Annotated in this window: 16 protein-coding genes; 9 read left to right on the top strand and 7 right to left on the bottom strand. The window is 62.9% G+C overall.

Annotation, left to right across the window (positions count from 1 at the left end; all coding sequences use genetic code 11):
• Positions 1 to 18 precede the first annotated feature (18 nt).
• Positions 19 to 1,143 carry a hypothetical protein gene (locus IVB27_RS41210; RefSeq protein WP_247448242.1) on the top strand — a complete coding sequence of 375 codons (1,125 nt, stop codon included), beginning with the start codon at positions 19 to 21 and terminating at the stop codon, positions 1,141 to 1,143.
• Here the strand turns inward: IVB27_RS41210 and IVB27_RS41205 are convergent.
• Genes IVB27_RS41205 through IVB27_RS41195 form a run of 3 tightly spaced genes read right to left on the bottom strand, consistent with a single transcriptional unit; the run spans position 1,140 to position 3,989 of the window.
• Positions 1,140 to 1,730, bottom strand: a complete 591-nt coding sequence (locus IVB27_RS41205) for a Smr/MutS family protein (RefSeq protein WP_247448241.1) — start codon at positions 1,728 to 1,730, stop codon at positions 1,140 to 1,142. The genes IVB27_RS41210 and IVB27_RS41205 overlap by 4 nt on opposite strands.
• The gene (gene mltA / locus IVB27_RS41200) at positions 1,727 to 3,316 is read right to left on the bottom strand and encodes a murein transglycosylase A (RefSeq protein WP_247448240.1); all 1,590 of its coding nucleotides are present in this window, start codon (positions 3,314 to 3,316) and stop codon (positions 1,727 to 1,729) included. The genes IVB27_RS41205 and mltA overlap by 4 nt, the downstream gene beginning before the upstream one ends.
• A complete protein-coding gene (locus IVB27_RS41195; protein WP_247352582.1) occupies positions 3,294 to 3,989 on the bottom strand; it encodes a Tim44/TimA family putative adaptor protein in 696 nt (231 codons plus the stop codon). Before IVB27_RS41195 ends, mltA begins: the two co-directional genes overlap by 23 nt.
• A gap of 419 nt (positions 3,990 to 4,408) precedes the next feature.
• Here IVB27_RS41195 and secB point away from each other — a divergent pair, with 419 nt between their 5' ends.
• Positions 4,409 to 4,891 carry a protein-export chaperone SecB gene (gene secB / locus IVB27_RS41190; protein ID WP_247352580.1) on the top strand — a complete coding sequence of 161 codons (483 nt, stop codon included), beginning with the start codon at positions 4,409 to 4,411 and terminating at the stop codon, positions 4,889 to 4,891.
• Here secB and dnaQ read toward each other — a convergent pair.
• Genes dnaQ through IVB27_RS41170 form a run of 4 tightly spaced genes read right to left on the bottom strand, consistent with a single transcriptional unit; the run spans position 4,888 to position 7,717 of the window.
• Positions 4,888 to 5,604: a DNA polymerase III subunit epsilon gene (gene dnaQ, locus IVB27_RS41185; protein WP_247448239.1), complete on the bottom strand. Its 717-nt coding sequence runs from the start codon at positions 5,602 to 5,604 to the stop codon at positions 4,888 to 4,890. The two genes, secB and dnaQ, sit on opposite strands and share 4 nt — an antisense overlap.
• 28 nt (positions 5,605 to 5,632) lie before the next feature.
• Positions 5,633 to 6,226 carry a dephospho-CoA kinase gene (gene coaE / locus IVB27_RS41180; protein WP_247352576.1) on the bottom strand — a complete coding sequence of 198 codons (594 nt, stop codon included), beginning with the start codon at positions 6,224 to 6,226 and terminating at the stop codon, positions 5,633 to 5,635.
• 23 nt (positions 6,227 to 6,249) lie between these two features.
• Positions 6,250 to 6,858, bottom strand: a complete 609-nt coding sequence (locus IVB27_RS41175; protein ID WP_247448238.1) for a Maf family nucleotide pyrophosphatase — start codon at positions 6,856 to 6,858, stop codon at positions 6,250 to 6,252.
• Between the two features lie 19 nt (positions 6,859 to 6,877).
• Positions 6,878 to 7,717: a pyruvate, water dikinase regulatory protein gene (locus IVB27_RS41170; RefSeq protein WP_247352572.1), complete on the bottom strand. Its 840-nt coding sequence runs from the start codon at positions 7,715 to 7,717 to the stop codon at positions 6,878 to 6,880.
• A 456-nt stretch (positions 7,718 to 8,173) separates the two neighbouring features.
• Between IVB27_RS41170 and hemJ the strand changes: the two genes are divergently transcribed.
• The 7 genes from hemJ (at position 8,174) to IVB27_RS41135 (ending at position 16,671) form a co-directional block, all read left to right on the top strand.
• Positions 8,174 to 8,608 carry a protoporphyrinogen oxidase HemJ gene (gene hemJ, locus IVB27_RS41165; RefSeq protein ID WP_247448237.1) on the top strand — a complete coding sequence of 145 codons (435 nt, stop codon included), beginning with the start codon at positions 8,174 to 8,176 and terminating at the stop codon, positions 8,606 to 8,608.
• 247 nt (positions 8,609 to 8,855) lie between these two features.
• Entirely contained in the window at positions 8,856 to 10,121 is a 1,266-nt protein-coding gene (gene rho / locus IVB27_RS41160; protein WP_247448236.1) for a transcription termination factor Rho, read from the top strand.
• Positions 10,122 to 10,448: 327 nt separating this feature from the next.
• A complete protein-coding gene (mnmE, locus tag IVB27_RS41155) occupies positions 10,449 to 11,807 on the top strand; it encodes a tRNA uridine-5-carboxymethylaminomethyl(34) synthesis GTPase MnmE (protein ID WP_247448235.1) in 1,359 nt (452 codons plus the stop codon).
• Positions 11,808 to 12,089: 282 nt separating this feature from the next.
• Entirely contained in the window at positions 12,090 to 13,970 is a 1,881-nt protein-coding gene (gene mnmG / locus IVB27_RS41150; protein WP_247448234.1) for a tRNA uridine-5-carboxymethylaminomethyl(34) synthesis enzyme MnmG, read from the top strand.
• A gap of 99 nt (positions 13,971 to 14,069) precedes the next feature.
• Positions 14,070 to 14,753 carry a 16S rRNA (guanine(527)-N(7))-methyltransferase RsmG gene (rsmG, locus tag IVB27_RS41145; RefSeq protein WP_524536567.1) on the top strand — a complete coding sequence of 228 codons (684 nt, stop codon included), beginning with the start codon at positions 14,070 to 14,072 and terminating at the stop codon, positions 14,751 to 14,753.
• Positions 14,754 to 14,783: 30 nt separating this feature from the next.
• The gene (locus IVB27_RS41140) at positions 14,784 to 15,638 is read left to right on the top strand and encodes a ParA family protein (RefSeq protein WP_247448231.1); all 855 of its coding nucleotides are present in this window, start codon (positions 14,784 to 14,786) and stop codon (positions 15,636 to 15,638) included.
• 148 nt (positions 15,639 to 15,786) lie between these two features.
• Positions 15,787 to 16,671 carry a ParB/RepB/Spo0J family partition protein gene (locus IVB27_RS41135; protein ID WP_247352561.1) on the top strand — a complete coding sequence of 295 codons (885 nt, stop codon included), beginning with the start codon at positions 15,787 to 15,789 and terminating at the stop codon, positions 16,669 to 16,671.
• Positions 16,672 to 16,926: the final 255 nt, after the last annotated feature.

Below are 16,926 nucleotides of genomic sequence, written 5' to 3'. Positions count from 1 at the left end.
CGCGCTATCAGTTACCGCGTGACCGCTCGCATCATGCAATACCCCTGGCGCCTTCTGCTCGCGATCAACGCTGCGGTCATCGTCGGCGTCTTCGTTCACAAGATCCAGCTGCCGCCTTACGTCCCCTACATCCACCTTCTGGTCGATTACCATTTCGGCTTCGTCAAGCGCGCGCTGATCGGGGCGATCGTCGCGCTGTTCACGGGCAAGGTGCCGGTATGGCTGGTGTTCGCGCTCGGCGGCGTGACGTGGCTGGTGACGCTCGCCCTTTATGCAAGACTGTTCCAGAAGACGTTCGGCTTCACCGCAAGGACGCTGCCGCTGTTCGTCTTCATCGCGGGCTCGCCGTTCTTCCTCAAGAACTTCATGCACACGCTTGGCCATTTCGACATCTATGGCTGCGCGCTGGCGATCATCCTGCTGCTGGTGCCGGCGGGCTCACTGCTGTTCGTGGCTTTGGCCGCGCTGTTCTCGATCATCCTGGTGCTGGTCCACCACATCCATCTCTTGATGTATGTGCCGACCATCATCGCCATCGTGGTGATCAGGCACTATCTGACGCACGGCTGCGATCGCACCAACGTCGCATTCGGCATGATTGCGTTGCTTGTCGTCTCCACGCTGTTCTTGGCCGCGCAGTTTTTGGGAACGATGCCGATCCCGGAAGCGGATTTCGTGGCGTATCTGACAACCCGGATGGCCGATCCGTCGCGGACCGAGCTGCTGCAATTCGCCTACATCTGGTACCAGCCGCTGGCGCAGGAGATTTCCGACACCTGGGGCCGCCTGCCCCACAACATCCTGGGCGTGCCCGTATTCGCGCTGCTGATCTGGCTGCATACGCCGCTGTGGCGCTATTTTTCGAACCTGATCGCTGCACTTGCAAAAGACACGCACCGCCGTCTCGTGGTCGCTGCGCTCGCCGGCGTCAGCGTTGCCTATCTCGTGATGTTCGCAATGGTGTTCGACTATTCGCGCTGGATCTCGAACTGGGCGGTCTGCATGTTCCTGATCCTGCACGCGGTGAAGATGCTGCCCGCCGCGCGCGAGACCACACTGATCCCGGCGGAAGATCGGAGCACAAATATCTTCGGCCTGTTCCTCACGCTGATCCCCCGCGTCGGGATCGTGCGGCCATTCTAAAATCTCGCCCGGCGAATCCGCACGTAGAGCGCGCCCCCGCCGCCATGGCCGATACCGGCTTCCTCGAAGCCGACGACGAAGGCACGGAATTCCGGCAGGCTCAGCCATTCCGGCACCTGGCGGCGCAGCACGCCGCTTTCGCCGCCGCTTCGCCCCTTGCCGGTGATGACGAGCACGAAGGTCAGGCCGTCATGGTGAGCGCGGTGCAGGAATCCGGTCAGCGCGCGATGGGCGCGCAGCTGGGTCATGCCGTGCAGATCGAGGCGCGCCTCGATCTCGCTGCGCCCGCGCGAGAGTTTCGTTCGCTCACGCTTCCCAAGCGGCGCCAGCGGCGGAATGGCCGGTTTTGCGACGCGCGGCGCCGGGACGGCAGCGATCGGACGCGGCGATGGCGCAGGCCGCGCGGCAGGCGCGGCGGGTGAAGGCTCCGTGCGCGGCGCAGCTTGCGCCTTCGCCGCGCGATGCTTCCTCAGCGGCTTGACCTGCTTTGCGATCGTATCCCACAGCTCGCGTTCTTCCTCGCTCAGCGCGCGACGGCGCGGCGAGGGACGAGGCTCCGGCACGGGCGGACGGGACGATCGCTTCATTGCTGCCGATGGGGATGATTTTTCACCGGCCGCCGCGGCTCGCGAACAGGCTCTATCACCGGGCGCGGTGCCGGCAGCGGGACCGGGTTGGCGACGGCGACCGTCTCACCTTTGCCTTGTGTCACGGCTGCGGCCGGAGCCGCCGTCTTGGTCGGATCCTTGGTCGGATCCTTGGTCGGATCCTTGCTCGGATCCTTGGCGGAATCCTTCGCAGGCTCGGTTTGCGGAAACAGCTTTGCGATCTTCTCCGAGGGCCGCGGATCCGGCACCGGCAGCCGCGCGCCGCGCACTGTGGGATCGAGGCTCTTCGGCACCAGCATCACGAAATGCATGGCATGGCGCAGCCGCCCGGAGACCCGGCCGGCCTCCTGGCCTGCGCCGAAATAGAGATCGGCACGCGCGGGTCCTATGATGGCCGAGCCGGTGTCCTGCGCGATCATCAAGCGATGGAACGGCGTCTTCGCGCGTTCGGAATCGATCGGCAGCTCACCCTCGATGAAGAACGGGGTACCGTAGACGTGCAGCGATTTGTCGACCGCGATCGAGCGGCCGGCCGTCATCGGAATACCTTGCGCGCCGACCGCCTCGTCCTTGTCGGACAGATTGACCTCGCGGAAGAAGATGTAGGAACGGTTCTGGCGCCGCAGTTCCCTGGCGCCGTCAGGGGTCTGCGCCATCCACTCCCTGATCTTCTGCATCGACATCTCTTCCTTCGGAATGATGCCGCGCTCGATCAGGATGCGACCGACCGCCGTATAGGGATAGCCGTTATAGGCGTCGTAGTTGAGCCGGACCGTGCCGCCGTCGTCGAACTTGATCCGCGCCGAGCCCTGGATCTGGGCGAACAGCAGATCGGTCGGGTCCTTCAGCCAGGCAATCTCGAGTCCGCGGCCGGCGATCTTGCCGTCCTCGATCTCGCTGCGGTCATAATAGGGCACGAGCTTGCGGCGGCCGATCTTGCGATACACCGGGCCCTTGTTGGGCAGGCTGACCGAATCCTGCTTGTAGCCGCGCACGAACAGGTTCGAGGGTCGGCGATAGACCGGGATGTTGTAGACATCGGTCTGCGTGCGCGATCCCTCCAGCACCGGCTCGTAATAGCCGGTGACGAAACCATCGGGCTCCCCGAGGCGGGAGATGCGCAGCGGCGCGAAATTCTCCTCGAAGAAGGTTTTGGCTTTCGCGTCGTCAGCAAGCTCAAGAGATTTCGCTGCCCGGCAGGGTTCGCTCAGCGAGGCGCCCAGAGCCTTCGGTTCGGGAGCGCCGGTCTGCGCGCTGATCGGACGGCAGCTCGCGCGAAACGTCTTATAGGCGGCGAGATGGGCGTCGTCGCTCCAGCCCTTTACGTCGGCCCAGGCCAGCGGCAGATATTGCGCGCCAGGGATTTCGAATGGCAGGGGAAGCTGCGGATACGGCAAGGCCCGCGGCGGCGCGGCGGGCAATTCCGGGAGATGATGGTGATGGCTGCGATAGTGGCGCCGCGCCGCCTCGGCGCCGAGCGAAAACGACGATAGCGCGACGACAGCTGCGCAAAGCGCCGTCGCGCTGGTCTTCAGGAAAGCCTTAATTCGCGCTTCCGGTGCCAACCAGCTTCCAGTTCGGATCGCGAGAGGTGATGTCGCGGGCGAAAGTCCAGATGTCGGTGATGTCGGCGACGGTATCGGCGCTGCCGTCGACGATGTTGCCGGCCTTGTCCCGGGTCGCCGAGATCATCTGCGAGACGAAGCGGATCGTGAGCTGGGCGGTACGGTCGCGCAGCTCGGCGCCGACGAGCTCGGCCTTGTCGATCGAGACGAAGCGCGTCTCGGTCTTCTGCTCGTTCTTCTCGCGCTCCTTGATGGCGGCATCGAAGCTGTCATAGACCTCCGACGATAACAGGTCGCGCAGCGCGCGGCGGTCGCCATTGGCAAAGGCCAGCACGATCATCTCATAGGCGCCACGGGCGCCGGAGATGAAATGGCGTGGATCGAAGGTGGAATCCTTTTCGACGATGCCGTCCAGGCCCTGCGCCAGCACGGTGCCCGGCTCGGTCAGGCCCTTCCAGCGGTCTGAGGGCGGGGCCGGCTCGGCCGTCGGCGCCAACGGGGCCTGGTCGATGACCTTGCCCGGCATGGTCACGACGTTCTTGTCCTGGGCACCCTGGAGCGCGTTACGGTCGAACGGCGGCCGTTCGTTGCCCGTGCGCTGCCCCAGCACACTGCGCAGCCTCAGAAAGATGAAGACCGCCAGCGCCAGGAAGATGATGGTGTAGATGTCCACGTCGTATTCGCTTTCTAGTCTTCTGTAGATAAGGAGCCGTCCCGAAGGGGTCGTTGCCGGGAAAATCGATCCGGCCAGTAGACCGTTCCACACGGAAACGGCAAGTCTACGTCACCATTTTAGGTCCGCGCGTCAGGTCCGTGGGATGTAGGCACGAAACCTGGCCCGGCCAATGGCGCCTTTTGGCACAGCACCGAGTGTAGCGCGTTTTATGCTTAAGGGGAAACCCGATCCTGCCCGGAAATCGCGCATCTTCAATCGTTTAAGGCGCGACTTGGCTGGATCGGCGGGGGTGAACGACACCGCTGTCGGCGCGGCCTGAATTCCCCATCCGGGACCGTTCGTCCTTGTGGAACGAGGTAGCCCTATGTTAGCCAACCGCCGCGAAATTCAGCCCAATCGGGTAAGGAGACACTCTTATGACCAACGGTAACGGCACCCCTCCCGAAGCGGCCCAGGCTCCCCAGCTCAACGTGCTGGCGCAATATACCAAGGATCTCTCGTTCGAAAATCCGAACGCGCCCAGCTCGCTCCAGCAGCAGAGCCAGCCGCCCCAGATCAACATCCAGATCAATGTCAGCGCCAACAACCTCAGCGAACAGGAGTTCGAGGTGACCCTGTCGGTCGAGGGCAAGGCCGAGACCGCCGGCAAGATCATGTTTTCGTTCGAACTCGCCTATGCCGGCGTGTTCCGGATCTCCAATGTGCCGAAGGACAATCTGCATCCGCTGGTCATGATCGAATGCCCGCGCCTGCTGTTCCCGTTCGCCCGTGAGATCATCGCGACCGCCGTGCGCGACGGCGGGTTCCCGCCCCTGATGCTGGATCCGGTCGACTTCGTCGGTCTCTATCGTCAGAACATGGAGCGGCAAATGGCCGCTCCGCCGGCCGGTCAGGCCTAACCGGCCGAAGCGGCGCCTGGAGCGGGCAAGAACTCGTTCCAGATCGCCTTGTCGCCGAGGGTCGCGATGAAGGCCCGGTGGGCCTCGCGCTCGGCGTCTGAAATCCGCGGCGTGAGCGGCACCGGCCGCTGCCGCCGCGGCGCATCGGCCGCCCCATTGACGCGCATCTCCTCGGCTTCCGAAGCCAGGAGCAGCTGCGATTGCCGGGCCCCGACCAGATCGACATAAACTTCCGCAAGCAACTCGGCGTCGAGCAACGCGCCGTGCTTGGTTCGGCGTGAATTGTCGATCGCATAGCGCGAACAGAGATCGTCGAGCCGGTTCGACACGCCGGGATGCTTGCGCCGCGCCAGCAGCAGCGTATCGACCAGCCGCTCACGCGGGATCGCCGCGCGCTTGATCCGGTCCAACTCGGCGTTGATGAAACTGATGTCGAACGAGGCGTTGTGGATCACCAGCGGCGCGTCGCCGATGAACTCCAGAAACTCGTCGACGACCTCGTGAAACAGCTGCTTCGTCGTCAGAAACTCGGCCGACAGCCCGTGCACGGCAAAGGCTTCCGCCGGCATGTCCCTTTCGGGATTGATGTAGACGTGGAAACTCTGCCCCGTTGGCATGCGATTGAACATCTCGACGCAGCCGATTTCGACCAGGCGATCTCCACGCAGCGGATCGAGGCCGGTGGTTTCGGTGTCGAGAACGATTTCGCGCATGATTCAGCAAGCCGTGTAAGGCGGCGAATCAGGCTCGCCGCTGCGGCATCTTAACGACCTCGGCGAGGATGTGCGCGATTTGGGCGCGCACCGGTTCGAGTCCGTGTGAGGTATCCACCACGAAATCGGCACGCTTGCGCTTTTCCGCGTCGGGCGTCTGCTTGGCGATAATGGCGTCGAGCTTGGCCTCGTCCATCGTGCCGCGCGCCAGTACCCGCTCGCGCTGGAGTTCCGGAGACGTCGTCACGACGACCACGGCATCGACCCGCGTCTCGCCGCCCGTCTCGAACAGCAGCGGAATGTCCAGCACCACGACCGGCGCGTCAGCGGCGTCGGCGAAGAATTTGTTTCGGGAAGCGCCGAGCATCGGATGGACGATCTTCTCGAGCTGCTTGATGGCGGCGGGATCGTGCACCACACGCGCCGACAGTTTCGGCCGATCGACCTTGCCGTTCGCGGTGGTGCCGGGGAAGGCGGCCTCGATCGCGGGCGCAGCTTCGCCCTCATAGAGCTGATGCACGGCCGCATCGGCATCGTAGACAGGGACGCCGGCCTCCTCGAATAATTTCGCGGTGGTGGATTTGCCCATCCCGATCGAGCCGGTCAGTCCCAGGATTCGCATCAGTGCCCAGCCATATCTGCCATTCACACCGCAACTAGCCGCTCGCGCCGCAGGAACGCAAGCAGCGGCAGCAGCGGCAGGCCGAGAATGGTGAAGTGGTCGCCTTCGATACGCTCGAACAAATGGATACCCAGGCTTTCGAGCTGGTAGCCGCCGGCGCTGGTGGTGACTGCATCGCCGGCGACGTCGAGATAGGCCGAAAGCTCAGCCTCGGTCATTTGCCGCATGGACAGGCGGGCGACCGAGACGTCCTCGAAGATGATCTCGCCATCGCGTGCTATCGCCACGGCGGAATTCAACTCATGGCACTTGCCGGAGAGATCGCGCAATTGCGCCAGCGCCTGGGAGCGGCCCGCAGGCTTGTTGAACAGGCGATCTCCAAGAGCCAGCGTTTGATCCGCACCGATGACGGTGCTTCCTGCATGATTGGCCGAGACTGCCTTGGCCTTCTCGCGCGCCAGCAGCAGGGCGATCCCGCCCGGACTCGAAAGCCCCGAGGCAGCCTGGATACCGCGCTCGTCGATATCAGCCGTGATCGCCTTGAACTCGAGCCCGGCATTGGCCAGCAGCATCTTTCGCGCGCTGCTCTGCGAGGCCAGGATCAACGAAGATTTGCCGAGCCACAGACCCATCGCAAAATTATTCCCAAGACTATTCAGAAGGCCGGTTACGCTGGCGATCGCTATAGAGCTTCATGATCGCCGCGGCAGTTTCCTCAATCGAGCGCCGCGTGACGTCGAGCAGCGGCCAATCGTGCTTGGCGCTCAGCTTGCGGGCGAATGCGACTTCCTCCGCGACTGACTGCCTATCGATATAGGTGTCGCTGCTGGAATCCGCGCCCATCGAGAGCAGGCGGTTCTGGCGCACCTGAATCAAGCGTTCCGGCGTCGCATGCAAGCTCACGACCAGCGGTCGCGTTAACGTTTCCAATTGCAAGGGAACCGGAATGCCCGGAACCAGCGGCACGTTGGCAGTGCGGATGCCGCGATTGGCAAGGTAGATCGACGTCGGAGTCTTGGAGGTGCGGGAGACACCGACCAGCACCACGTCCGCGTCGTCGAGCCCTTCGACATGCTGACCGTCATCATGGATCATGGTGTAGTTCAGCGCGTCGATGCGCTTGAAGTATTCGGCATTGAGCACGTGCTGGGCGCCGACCCGGCCGGTCGTGGCAGCTCCGAGATACGCCTCGAACAATTGCATCACCGGGCCGATGATCGACAGGCTCGGAACATTGATCCCCTTGCACTTGTCCTCGAGCCTGGAAACCAGGTCCTTCTCGAGCAGCGTGAACAGCACGATTCCCGGCGCTTCCTCGATCTCGTCGAGCACACGATCGAGCTGTTTCTGGCTGCGCACCAGCGGATAGACATGCTCGACCGGGGTAACGTTGGCGTACTGGGCGGCAACGGCGCGTGCGACCGTGATCAGCGTCTCACCGGTGGAGTCGGAGACGAGGTGCAGATGGAAATAATTATTCGAGGTCGGCACAAAAGCTCTTTGTATGAAGGCGGTGTGGTTTGTGGATTTCTGTGGAGCTTAACCGCTCGGAAAGGGATGTGCGACAGCAGGGGCGGGATAACCGCCAACTTTCTTCACACCACTGCCCCTGAGAACAAGTTCGACGCCCTGCCGAAAGGGAAACGGGATTGGGCCGATAACCCCCTTGATAAGCTGCCGACAGAAACGCGCAAGCCTTTGAAGCTGGTCGACTTATCGAAAGCGACCAGAGGGATCGGGTATATGTTGATGGATGTGAATAAGCGCGTGGCAACGGGCGGACTGAATTGTGTGAGTCCAATTCACCGTCACATAGACTCAAACCTTAAGAATCTAAGATTCTTATTGGAGAAGGGCGCTACGGACAGATAAGTGTGCAGGCAAGACCTTAACGGGTTCTTACTATCCCCAGTTCCCTTGCCTCGGCAGAAATCCGGACGCAGAAAAATGTTCGAAGACGTCTATCTCTGGATCAAGGCGCTGCATGTGATCGCCGTCATCTCGTGGATGGCGGGCATGCTCTACCTGCCAAGGCTGTTCGTTTATCATTGCGAAGCCGAGGTCGGCTCGAAGCAGTCGGAAACGTTCAAGATCATGGAACGGCGCCTGTTCAAGGCGATCATCAATCCCGCCATGATCGTCACCTGGCTCGCCGGGCTCTATCTCGCCTGGGCCGGCCATTGGTTCACCTTCGGCTGGCTGCACGTAAAACTGGCGCTGGTCCTGGCGATGTCGGCGGTCCACGGCTTTTTTTCGCGCTGGTTGAAGGATTTCGCCGCGGACCGGCGTCCACGAAGCCATAAATTCTATCGAATTATCAATGAGGTACCAACCGCCTTGATGATTTTGATCGTCATCATGGTGATCGTGAAGCCGTTCTAGGCAAAGATCGCGAACGATCGCTCAGCGCTTCGGCTTGCGGAGTGTGAGCCGATTTTCTATATAAGCGATATCCCACCCAACGCAGGCGGATGTGGTTGTGTCTGAGCTTTCCAAAAGCCGGACACCCCATCAGGTTTGAAGCCTCACCGGCGCTCTCCTTGCCAGACCTGCGGACCTTACATTCTCGCGTCCGCATTTCAGAGCCTCCTCGCACCCCCTCCCCAGGTTACCCCACAGGACCACCCCAATGCGGGAAATTAAACTCCAGGACCTCAAGTCGAAGACGCCGGCCGAGCTCGTCTCGTTCGCGGAAGAGAACGGGGTCGAGAATGCCAGCACCATGCGCAAGCAGGAGCTGTTGTTTGCCATCCTCAAGCAGCTTGCGATCGCCGAGACCGACATCGTCGGCGAAGGCGTCGTCGAGGTTCTCTCCGACGGCTTCGGCTTCCTGCGCTCGCCTGATGCGAATTATCTGCCGGGCCCGGACGACATCTACGTTTCTCCCTCGCAGATCCGCCGTTTTGGCCTGCGCACCGGCGACACCATCGAAGGCCACATCCGCAGCCCGAAAGAGGGCGAGCGCTACTTTGCGCTGCTGAAGGTCAACACGCTCAATTTCGAGGACCCGGAAAAGGCCAAGCACAAGGTCAATTTCGACAACCTCACGCCGCTGTTTCCGAATCAGCGTTTCCGCATGGAAATCGACGATCCGACGCGGAAAGACCTATCTGCAAGGGTGATCGACATCGTCGCGCCGATCGGCAAGGGCCAGCGCGCGCTGATCGTCGCGCCGCCGCGCACCGGTAAAACCGTGCTGATGCAGAACATCGCGCATTCGATCGCGCATAATCATCCTGAGTGCTATCTGATCGTGCTCTTGATCGACGAACGTCCGGAAGAAGTCACGGACATGCAGCGCTCGGTGAAGGGCGAGGTCGTCTCCTCGACCTTCGACGAGCCGGCGGTGCGCCACGTCCAGGTCGCCGAGATGGTGATCGAGAAGGCCAAGCGCCTGGTCGAGCATGGCCGCGATGTCGTGATCCTGCTCGATTCGATCACGCGCCTCGGCCGCGCCTACAACACCGTGGTGCCGTCATCCGGCAAGGTGCTGACCGGCGGTGTCGACGCCAACGCGCTGCAACGCCCGAAGCGCTTCTTCGGTGCCGCCCGCAACATCGAGGAGGGCGGCTCGCTGACGATCATCGCGACCGCGCTGGTCGATACCGGCAGCCGCATGGACGAAGTCATCTTCGAAGAGTTCAAGGGCACCGGTAACTCCGAGCTGATCCTCGACCGCAAGGTCTCGGACAAGCGGACCTTCCCGGCGATCGACATTTCCCGCTCCGGCACCCGCAAGGAAGAGTTGATCACCGATCCACTGGTCCTGAAGAAGATGTACGTGCTCCGGCGCATCCTGAACCCGATGGGTACGATGGATGGCATCGACTTCCTGCTCGACAAGCTGCGCTCGACCAAGAGCAATTCCGAGTTCTTCGACTCGATGAACACCTGAGCCAGGTGCAGCGTGGAATCAGAGGGCGCCTCCGGGCGCCCTTTTCTTTTGTGCGGCTTTGTTGCAGCGAAGGTGCAGCATGGTCGGGCATTTTCGGCTTAACCAGATTTATCATAAGTCGCTGATATTGTTATGAAATAATAGAATTCTGGAATGCCATTTTAGCTGGCGGCTTAATCGGCGGCGAGCAATTTTGCAGCAAACCTCGTCCCAGACATATTGCATCGCAATATGGATTTTGCTGCGGGAATTGGGGCAGCAAAGCAACGCGATCCCTCGCCCCGCAACGGATGTTTGCCTTTTCCCCATCAGCCGGACAAATAGGCCATGCATCCGCGAGACCAGACCATCTTTGCATTGTCGTCCGGCCGCCCGCCGAGCGCGCTCGCGGTGGTGCGTGTCTCCGGGCCCGGCGCCAGCCTGGCGCTGACAACGTTGGCAGGTAAACTGACGATGCCGCGGCAGGCCAGCCGCCGGCTGCTTCGTGACGGCGCGGGCCAGCCGATCGACGACGCGGTGGTGCTGTGGTTCCCGGGGCCGGCCAGCGCGACCGGCGAGGACGTCGCCGAATTTCACGTCCATGGCGGCCGCGCGGTGCTGGCTGCACTCCTCGCCGCTATTTCCGTAATTCCGAATATGCGCGCCGCCGAGCCCGGCGAGTTCACGCGGCGCGCGTTCGAGAACGGCAAGCTCGATCTGACCGAGGCGGAAGGCCTCGACGATCTCATTCATGCCGACACCGACCGCCAGCGCCGCCAGGCGCTACGGCAGTTGCAGGGTCTCCTCGGTAATCGCGCGCGTGACTGGCGTGAGCGCATCATCGAGGCCTCGGCCTTGATCGAGGCCGGCATCGATTTCTCCGACGAGGGCGATGTGCCCGCCGAGTTGAGGGCGCCTGCGGTCAAGGCGATCGAGGCTCTGCACGGCGAAATCGCAGAAGTCCTTGCGGCACAGGGACAAGCTGAACGGCTGCGCGACGGTCTGGTGGTTGCGATTGCGGGCGAGCCGAATGTCGGCAAGTCGACACTCATCAACCAGCTCGCGCGCCGCGACGTCGCGATCGTCTCGCCGCATGCCGGCACCACGCGTGATGTGATCGAAGTGCAGCTCGATCTCGACGGCTATCCCGTCACGGTGATCGACACCGCCGGCATTCGCGAGACCGATGATCCGGTCGAGCAGGAGGGTGTCCGCCGGGCGCGAGCGCGGGCCGAAGACGCCGACCTCGTGTTGTGGCTGGTGGAGGGTGGCAGCGCTGTCGATCCGGACGCGATGGGGTCGCTGGGGAAGTCCAGCAGCGGGAGCAGTCCCTCCAGCGGCTCGGTCTGGATCGTGCGCAACAAGATCGATCTCAGCGGAGACAAGGACGCCGGGCCGCGCGGCGGGTTCGGAATCTCAGCGAGCCGGGGGGACGGCATTCCCGAGCTGGTCGATGCCCTCGTGAAATTCGCCGCTGACTTCTTCGGAACGACCGAGGGCGCCTTGGTGACCCGGGCCCGCCAGCGGGATCTGCTGCGCCGGGCGTCGGACAGCTTGCGCCGGAGTCTGGAGCTTGTAGAAGAGGGCGAGGAGCTTGCCGCCGAAGAACTGCGTGCTGCCGCCTATGCCTTGGGCCGGCTGTTGGGTCGGGTGGACGTCGAGGACGTCCTCGGGGCGATTTTCCAGAAATTCTGTATCGGAAAGTAGGGCTAGTTCTTCATTGTAGGACTAGATTGTAGGACCAGCTCTTGTTCCACTCTTTGGACTTTGGCTGAGGAAGAGTGGAGTTCCATGTGTTTCACGTGAAACATTGGCTCTTTGACTCGTTTTGCTTCGTGAAAAACAGGAGGCGGAACAAGGCACTGTCTACTGTGCATGGGGTTGTTTTCACGAACAGCGTTCTGGCCTCGAAGTTCCGTTTCACGTGAAACAGCATCCTCATTCAGTTTCCACTTCCGGCTTCCCGGCCTCTGGGATACAAGTCCGCCTATGCGAACAGAGCGAGAGAGCTTCGACGTCATCGTGATTGGCGGCGGTCATGCCGGCTGTGAGGCCGCGGCTGCTTCTGCCCGCATGGGCGCAGCGACCGCTCTGGTGACGCATCGATTCTCCACGGTCGGTGCGATGTCCTGCAATCCCGCCATCGGCGGTCTCGGCAAGGGCCATCTGGTTCGTGAGGTCGATGCCCTTGATGGTCTGATGGGCCGCGTCGGCGATGCCGGCGGAATCCAGTTCCGTGTTCTCAACCGCCGCAAGGGACCGGCTGTCCGCGGACCGCGCGCGCAGGCGGACCGAAAGCTCTATGCCGCCGCGATGCAGACGGCGATCCGGGAGACCGAGGGTCTTTCCGTTGTCGAGGGCGAGGCGGACGAGCTGATCGTGATCGAGGGCCGCGTGACCGGCTTGCGTCTAGCGGATGGGCGCGAACTTCGGGCAGGGGCCGTGGTCGTCACCACCGGCACCTTCCTCCGCGGCCTGATCCATCTCGGTGAGAAGAACTGGCCGGCCGGCCGGGTTGGCGAGCCTCCTGCGATCGGCCTTTCGACCTCCTTTGAGCGAGCCGGGTTCACCCTTGGACGGCTCAAGACGGGGACTCCGCCGCGTCTGGATGGTACGACGATCGACTGGTCTGCCGTCGAGATGCAGCCGGGCGACGAGCCTCCGGAGCCGTTTTCGGTGATGACCGAGCGGATCACCACGCCGCAGATCCAGTGCGGGATCACCCGGACCACGTCCGCGACCCACGAGGTGATCCGGGCCAATGTGCATCGTTCCCCGATGTACTCCGGCCAGATCAAGAGCTCCGGACCGCGCTATTGCCCCTCGATCGAGGACAAGATCGTTCGCTTCGGCGATCGCGACGGTCACCAGATCTTCCTGGAGCCGGAAGGTCTCGACGATAGCACTGTCTATCCCAACGGCATCTCGACTTCGCTGCCGGAGGAGGTCCAGCTCGCCATCCTCGCAACCATTCCCGGCCTGGAGCGGGTGAAGATGGTCCGGCCGGGCTATGCCATCGAATACGACCACGTCGATCCCCGGGAGCTCGATCCGACCCTCCAGACCAAGCGTCTTCGCGGTCTATTCCTGGCCGGGCAGATCAACGGCACGACCGGCTACGAGGAAGCCGCCGGCCAGGGCATCGTGGCCGGGCTGAATGCGGCGCTGGCCGCCAGCGGCGCCGAACTGACGGTGTTCGATCGTGCCGATGGCTATCTCGGTGTGATGATCGACGACCTCGTCACCCGCGGCATCAGCGAACCCTATCGGATGTTCACCTCAAGGGCCGAGTACCGGCTGACGCTGCGCGCCGACAATGCCGATCAGCGTCTGACCGAGAAGGGTATCGCCTTGGGCTGCGTTGGCAGCGCCCGGACGCTGCATCATCGGGCCAAGATGGACGCTCTGAATGCGGCACGAGTGCTATCGAAGTCACTGACGATCACCCCAAACGAAGCCATCAAGCACGGGCAGTCCCTGAACCGGGATGGCCAGCGTCGATCGGCCTTCGAGCTGATGGCGTATGCCGACATCGGCTGGAGCCAGGTCCGCGCGATCTGGCCGCAGCTCTCTGCCATTGATCCCGTCATTGCGACCCATCTCGAGATCGATGCCAAGTACGATGTCTATCTGGAGCGCCAGAGCGCGGACGTCGAAGCCTTCAGGCGGGATGAGGGGATGGTGCTGTCGGACGTCGATTACCAGCAGGTCCCCGGTCTTTCCAATGAGGTCCGGGCCAAGCTGGAGAAGACGCGGCCGTTCACCGTCGGCCAGGCCGGCCGGATCGACGGCATGACTCCGGCGGCGCTCGGCATCCTCGCGGCCTATCTTCGCCGTGAGGCGCGGAAGGCTTCCAAAGCAATCGCATAGGCGTTTCACGTGAAACAACGCGGGCCGGGCGGCGGCAGATCGTCATCAGGAAAACCCTCGGCGGGCGAGGGCACTGGTCTTCGCTCCGAACCGGCGCCGATCAGGCCGAAGCTCGACAAGGCCAGCGCCAACGATCAGTCGCTGGACTCCATCGTCGCTGCCGACAAGATCGCGGCGCTCAAGCTCGCGCCCGTTTCACATGAAGCGGAAGCCCGGCTCGATCGCTACATCGCACTGCTCCGGGAATGGCAAGCCAAGACCAACCTCGTCGCGCCCTCGACGTTGCCGCATCTCTGGACCCGGCACATCGCCGACTCGCTTCAGCTCGTGGCGCTCGCGCCGTCGGCCAAACGCTGGGCCGACCTCGGCAGCGGCGGCGGTTTTCCTGGGGTCGTCCTCGCCTGCGCCATGGCGGGGACCGCCGAGGCGAGCGTCCATCTGGTCGAGCGAACCGCCAAGAAGGCGGCCTTCCTGCGCGAAGCTATTCGCGTCACGACATCTCCGGGAGTCGTACATCTCGCCGAGATCGGGGATAATGTGGATAGAATCACCGGCCCGGTCGATTGCGTCACCGCGCGTGCGCTGGCTCCGCTACACCAGCTCATCGGCTTTGCGGAGCCGCTGATGCGCCAGGGCGCAAAAGCGTTGTTTCTCAAGGGTCAAGATGTAGAGTCTGAATTGACCGAAGCCACTAAATATTGGAATATTCAGCCGCAGCTCCACCAAAGCCGGACAGGTGACGGTTGGATCGTCGAGCTGGCTTCCGCCGAACGGCGCGGGTGAGGCGTTCAGGGGTCGAGTGGGGAATTTGCGATGAGCGTGATTGACGAACCGCAGCAGGAACAGACCGCCGCCGTCCCCCAGGGCCATCCGCGCATCCTGGCGCTGGCGAATCAGAAGGGCGGCGTGGGAAAGACAACCACGGCGATCAATCTCGGCACGGCGCTCGCGGCGATTGGCGAGCGCGTCCTGATCGTCGATCTCGATCCGCAGGGCAACGCCTCGACCGGCCTCGGCATCGATCGCCGCAACCGCTCCTGCTCGACCTATGACGTTCTGGTGGGCGAGGCGAGCCTGCGAGAAGCGGTGGTGTCGACTGCCGTGCCGCGGCTGCATATCGCGCCCTCGACCATGGATCTCTCCGGCCTCGAGCTCGAGCTCGGCACCACGCCCGGTCGTGCCTACAAGCTGCGTGACGCGATCAGCACGCTCAACAACAACGTCTCGCCCGACGCCGATTACACCTACGTGCTGATCGACTGTCCACCCTCGCTCAACTTGATCACCGTGAACGCGATGGCGGCTTCCGACGCGATCCTGGTGCCGCTGCAGTGCGAGTTCTTCGCGCTCGAAGGTCTGTCGCAATTGCTGCAGACGGTGGAGCAGGTGCGCTCGACGCTCAATCCGAACCTGTCGATCCACGGCATCGTGCTGACCATGTTCGACTCGCGCAACAACCTCTCGAACCAGGTCGTTGCCGACGTCCGGCAGTTCATGGGCGAAAAGGTCTACAAGACCATGATCCCGCGCAACGTGCGCATCTCGGAGGCGCCGTCCTATGGCAAGCCGGTGCTGGTCTACGATCTCAAATGCGTCGGCAGCGAAGCTTACTTGCGGCTCGCCACCGAAGTGATCCAGCGCGAGCGCGAGCTGCGGACGACGCATTGAGGTGCGCTAATTCGTAGGATGGGTAGAGCGCAGCGAAACCCATCATCGAACGCGCCAACAGCGATGGGTTTCGCTTCGCTCTACCCATCCTACAAGTTTCGAGAATTCAGTTCTGGAGTGCGCTCAAGTGAATCCAAGGGAGCTGACGATGGCCGACGAAGCGCGTTCGCGATTGGGCCGGGGTCTTGCGAGTCTGATCGGGGACGTCGGCGGCGAGGCTCAGCATGTCGACCGCCCGCGCGCGCAGCGCAAGGTGCCGATCGAATTCATCAAACCCAATCCGCGCAACCCGCGCCGCGCTTTTTCGGAGGCCGAGCTCAAGGAGCTCTCTGACTCCATCAAGCAGCATGGCGTGATCCAGCCGATCGTGGTGCGTCCGGTGAAGGGCGGGCAGGACCGCTTCGAGATCATCGCGGGCGAACGGCGTTGGCGTGCCTCGCAGATGGCCGGCCTGCACGAAGTGCCGATCGTCCCCGTCGACATCAGCGACAGCGATGCGCTGGAGTTCGCGATCGTCGAGAACGTGCAGCGCGAAGACCTCAACCCGATGGAAGAAGCGCTCGGATATCACGCGCTCGCCAACGAGTTCAAACGCAGCCAGGACGACATCGCCAAAGTCGTCGGCAAGAGCCGCAGCCACATCGCCAACATGATGCGGCTGACGAAGCTGCCCGACGAGGTGCAAGCCTTGATCACGAGCGGCGAGCTGACCGCAGGTCACGCCCGTGCGCTGATCGGCGTGCCCGATCCGCTCGCGGCTGCCAAGCGCATCGTCGAAGAGGGCCTCAACGTCCGCCAGACCGAAGCGCTGGCGCATGAAGAGGGCGTGCCGGAACGCAAGCCGCAGAAGGCGCGCACGGGGGCGAAGGAAAAGGATCCCGACACGGTCGACCTGGAGAAGCGCGTCAGCGACGCGCTCGGCCTCAAGGTCACGGTGAGCCACCGCGACCCCGGCGGCTCCGTCCAGATCAACTATCGCAATCTCGACCAGCTCGACGAGGTGATGCGGCGGCTGGCGAAGGGCGCGCTGTAGGCCGTCATTCGTACTCTCTTACCCTCACCCTGAGGAGCTGCGAAGCAGCGTCTCGAAGGGCAAGGGCCCGGGCCTTCATCCTTCGAGACGCGCGCAAGAGCGCGCTCCTCAGGATGAGGAATTAACGCCCATCCACACGTCATTGCGAGCGCAGCGGTAACTGCCCAGGTGGCCGTTTGTATTCTCTTGACTGACCACATGTGTTTGTGAGTCAAGGTATGGGTGACGCCGCCAAATTCCTCATTGTCTGTGGAT

Source organism: Bradyrhizobium sp. 197 (genome assembly GCF_023073375.1).
Taxonomy (GTDB): domain Bacteria; phylum Pseudomonadota; class Alphaproteobacteria; order Rhizobiales; family Xanthobacteraceae; genus Bradyrhizobium.
The sequence above is the reverse complement of the archived record's forward strand: the minus strand, read 5'-3'. Positions and strand labels throughout refer to the sequence as shown.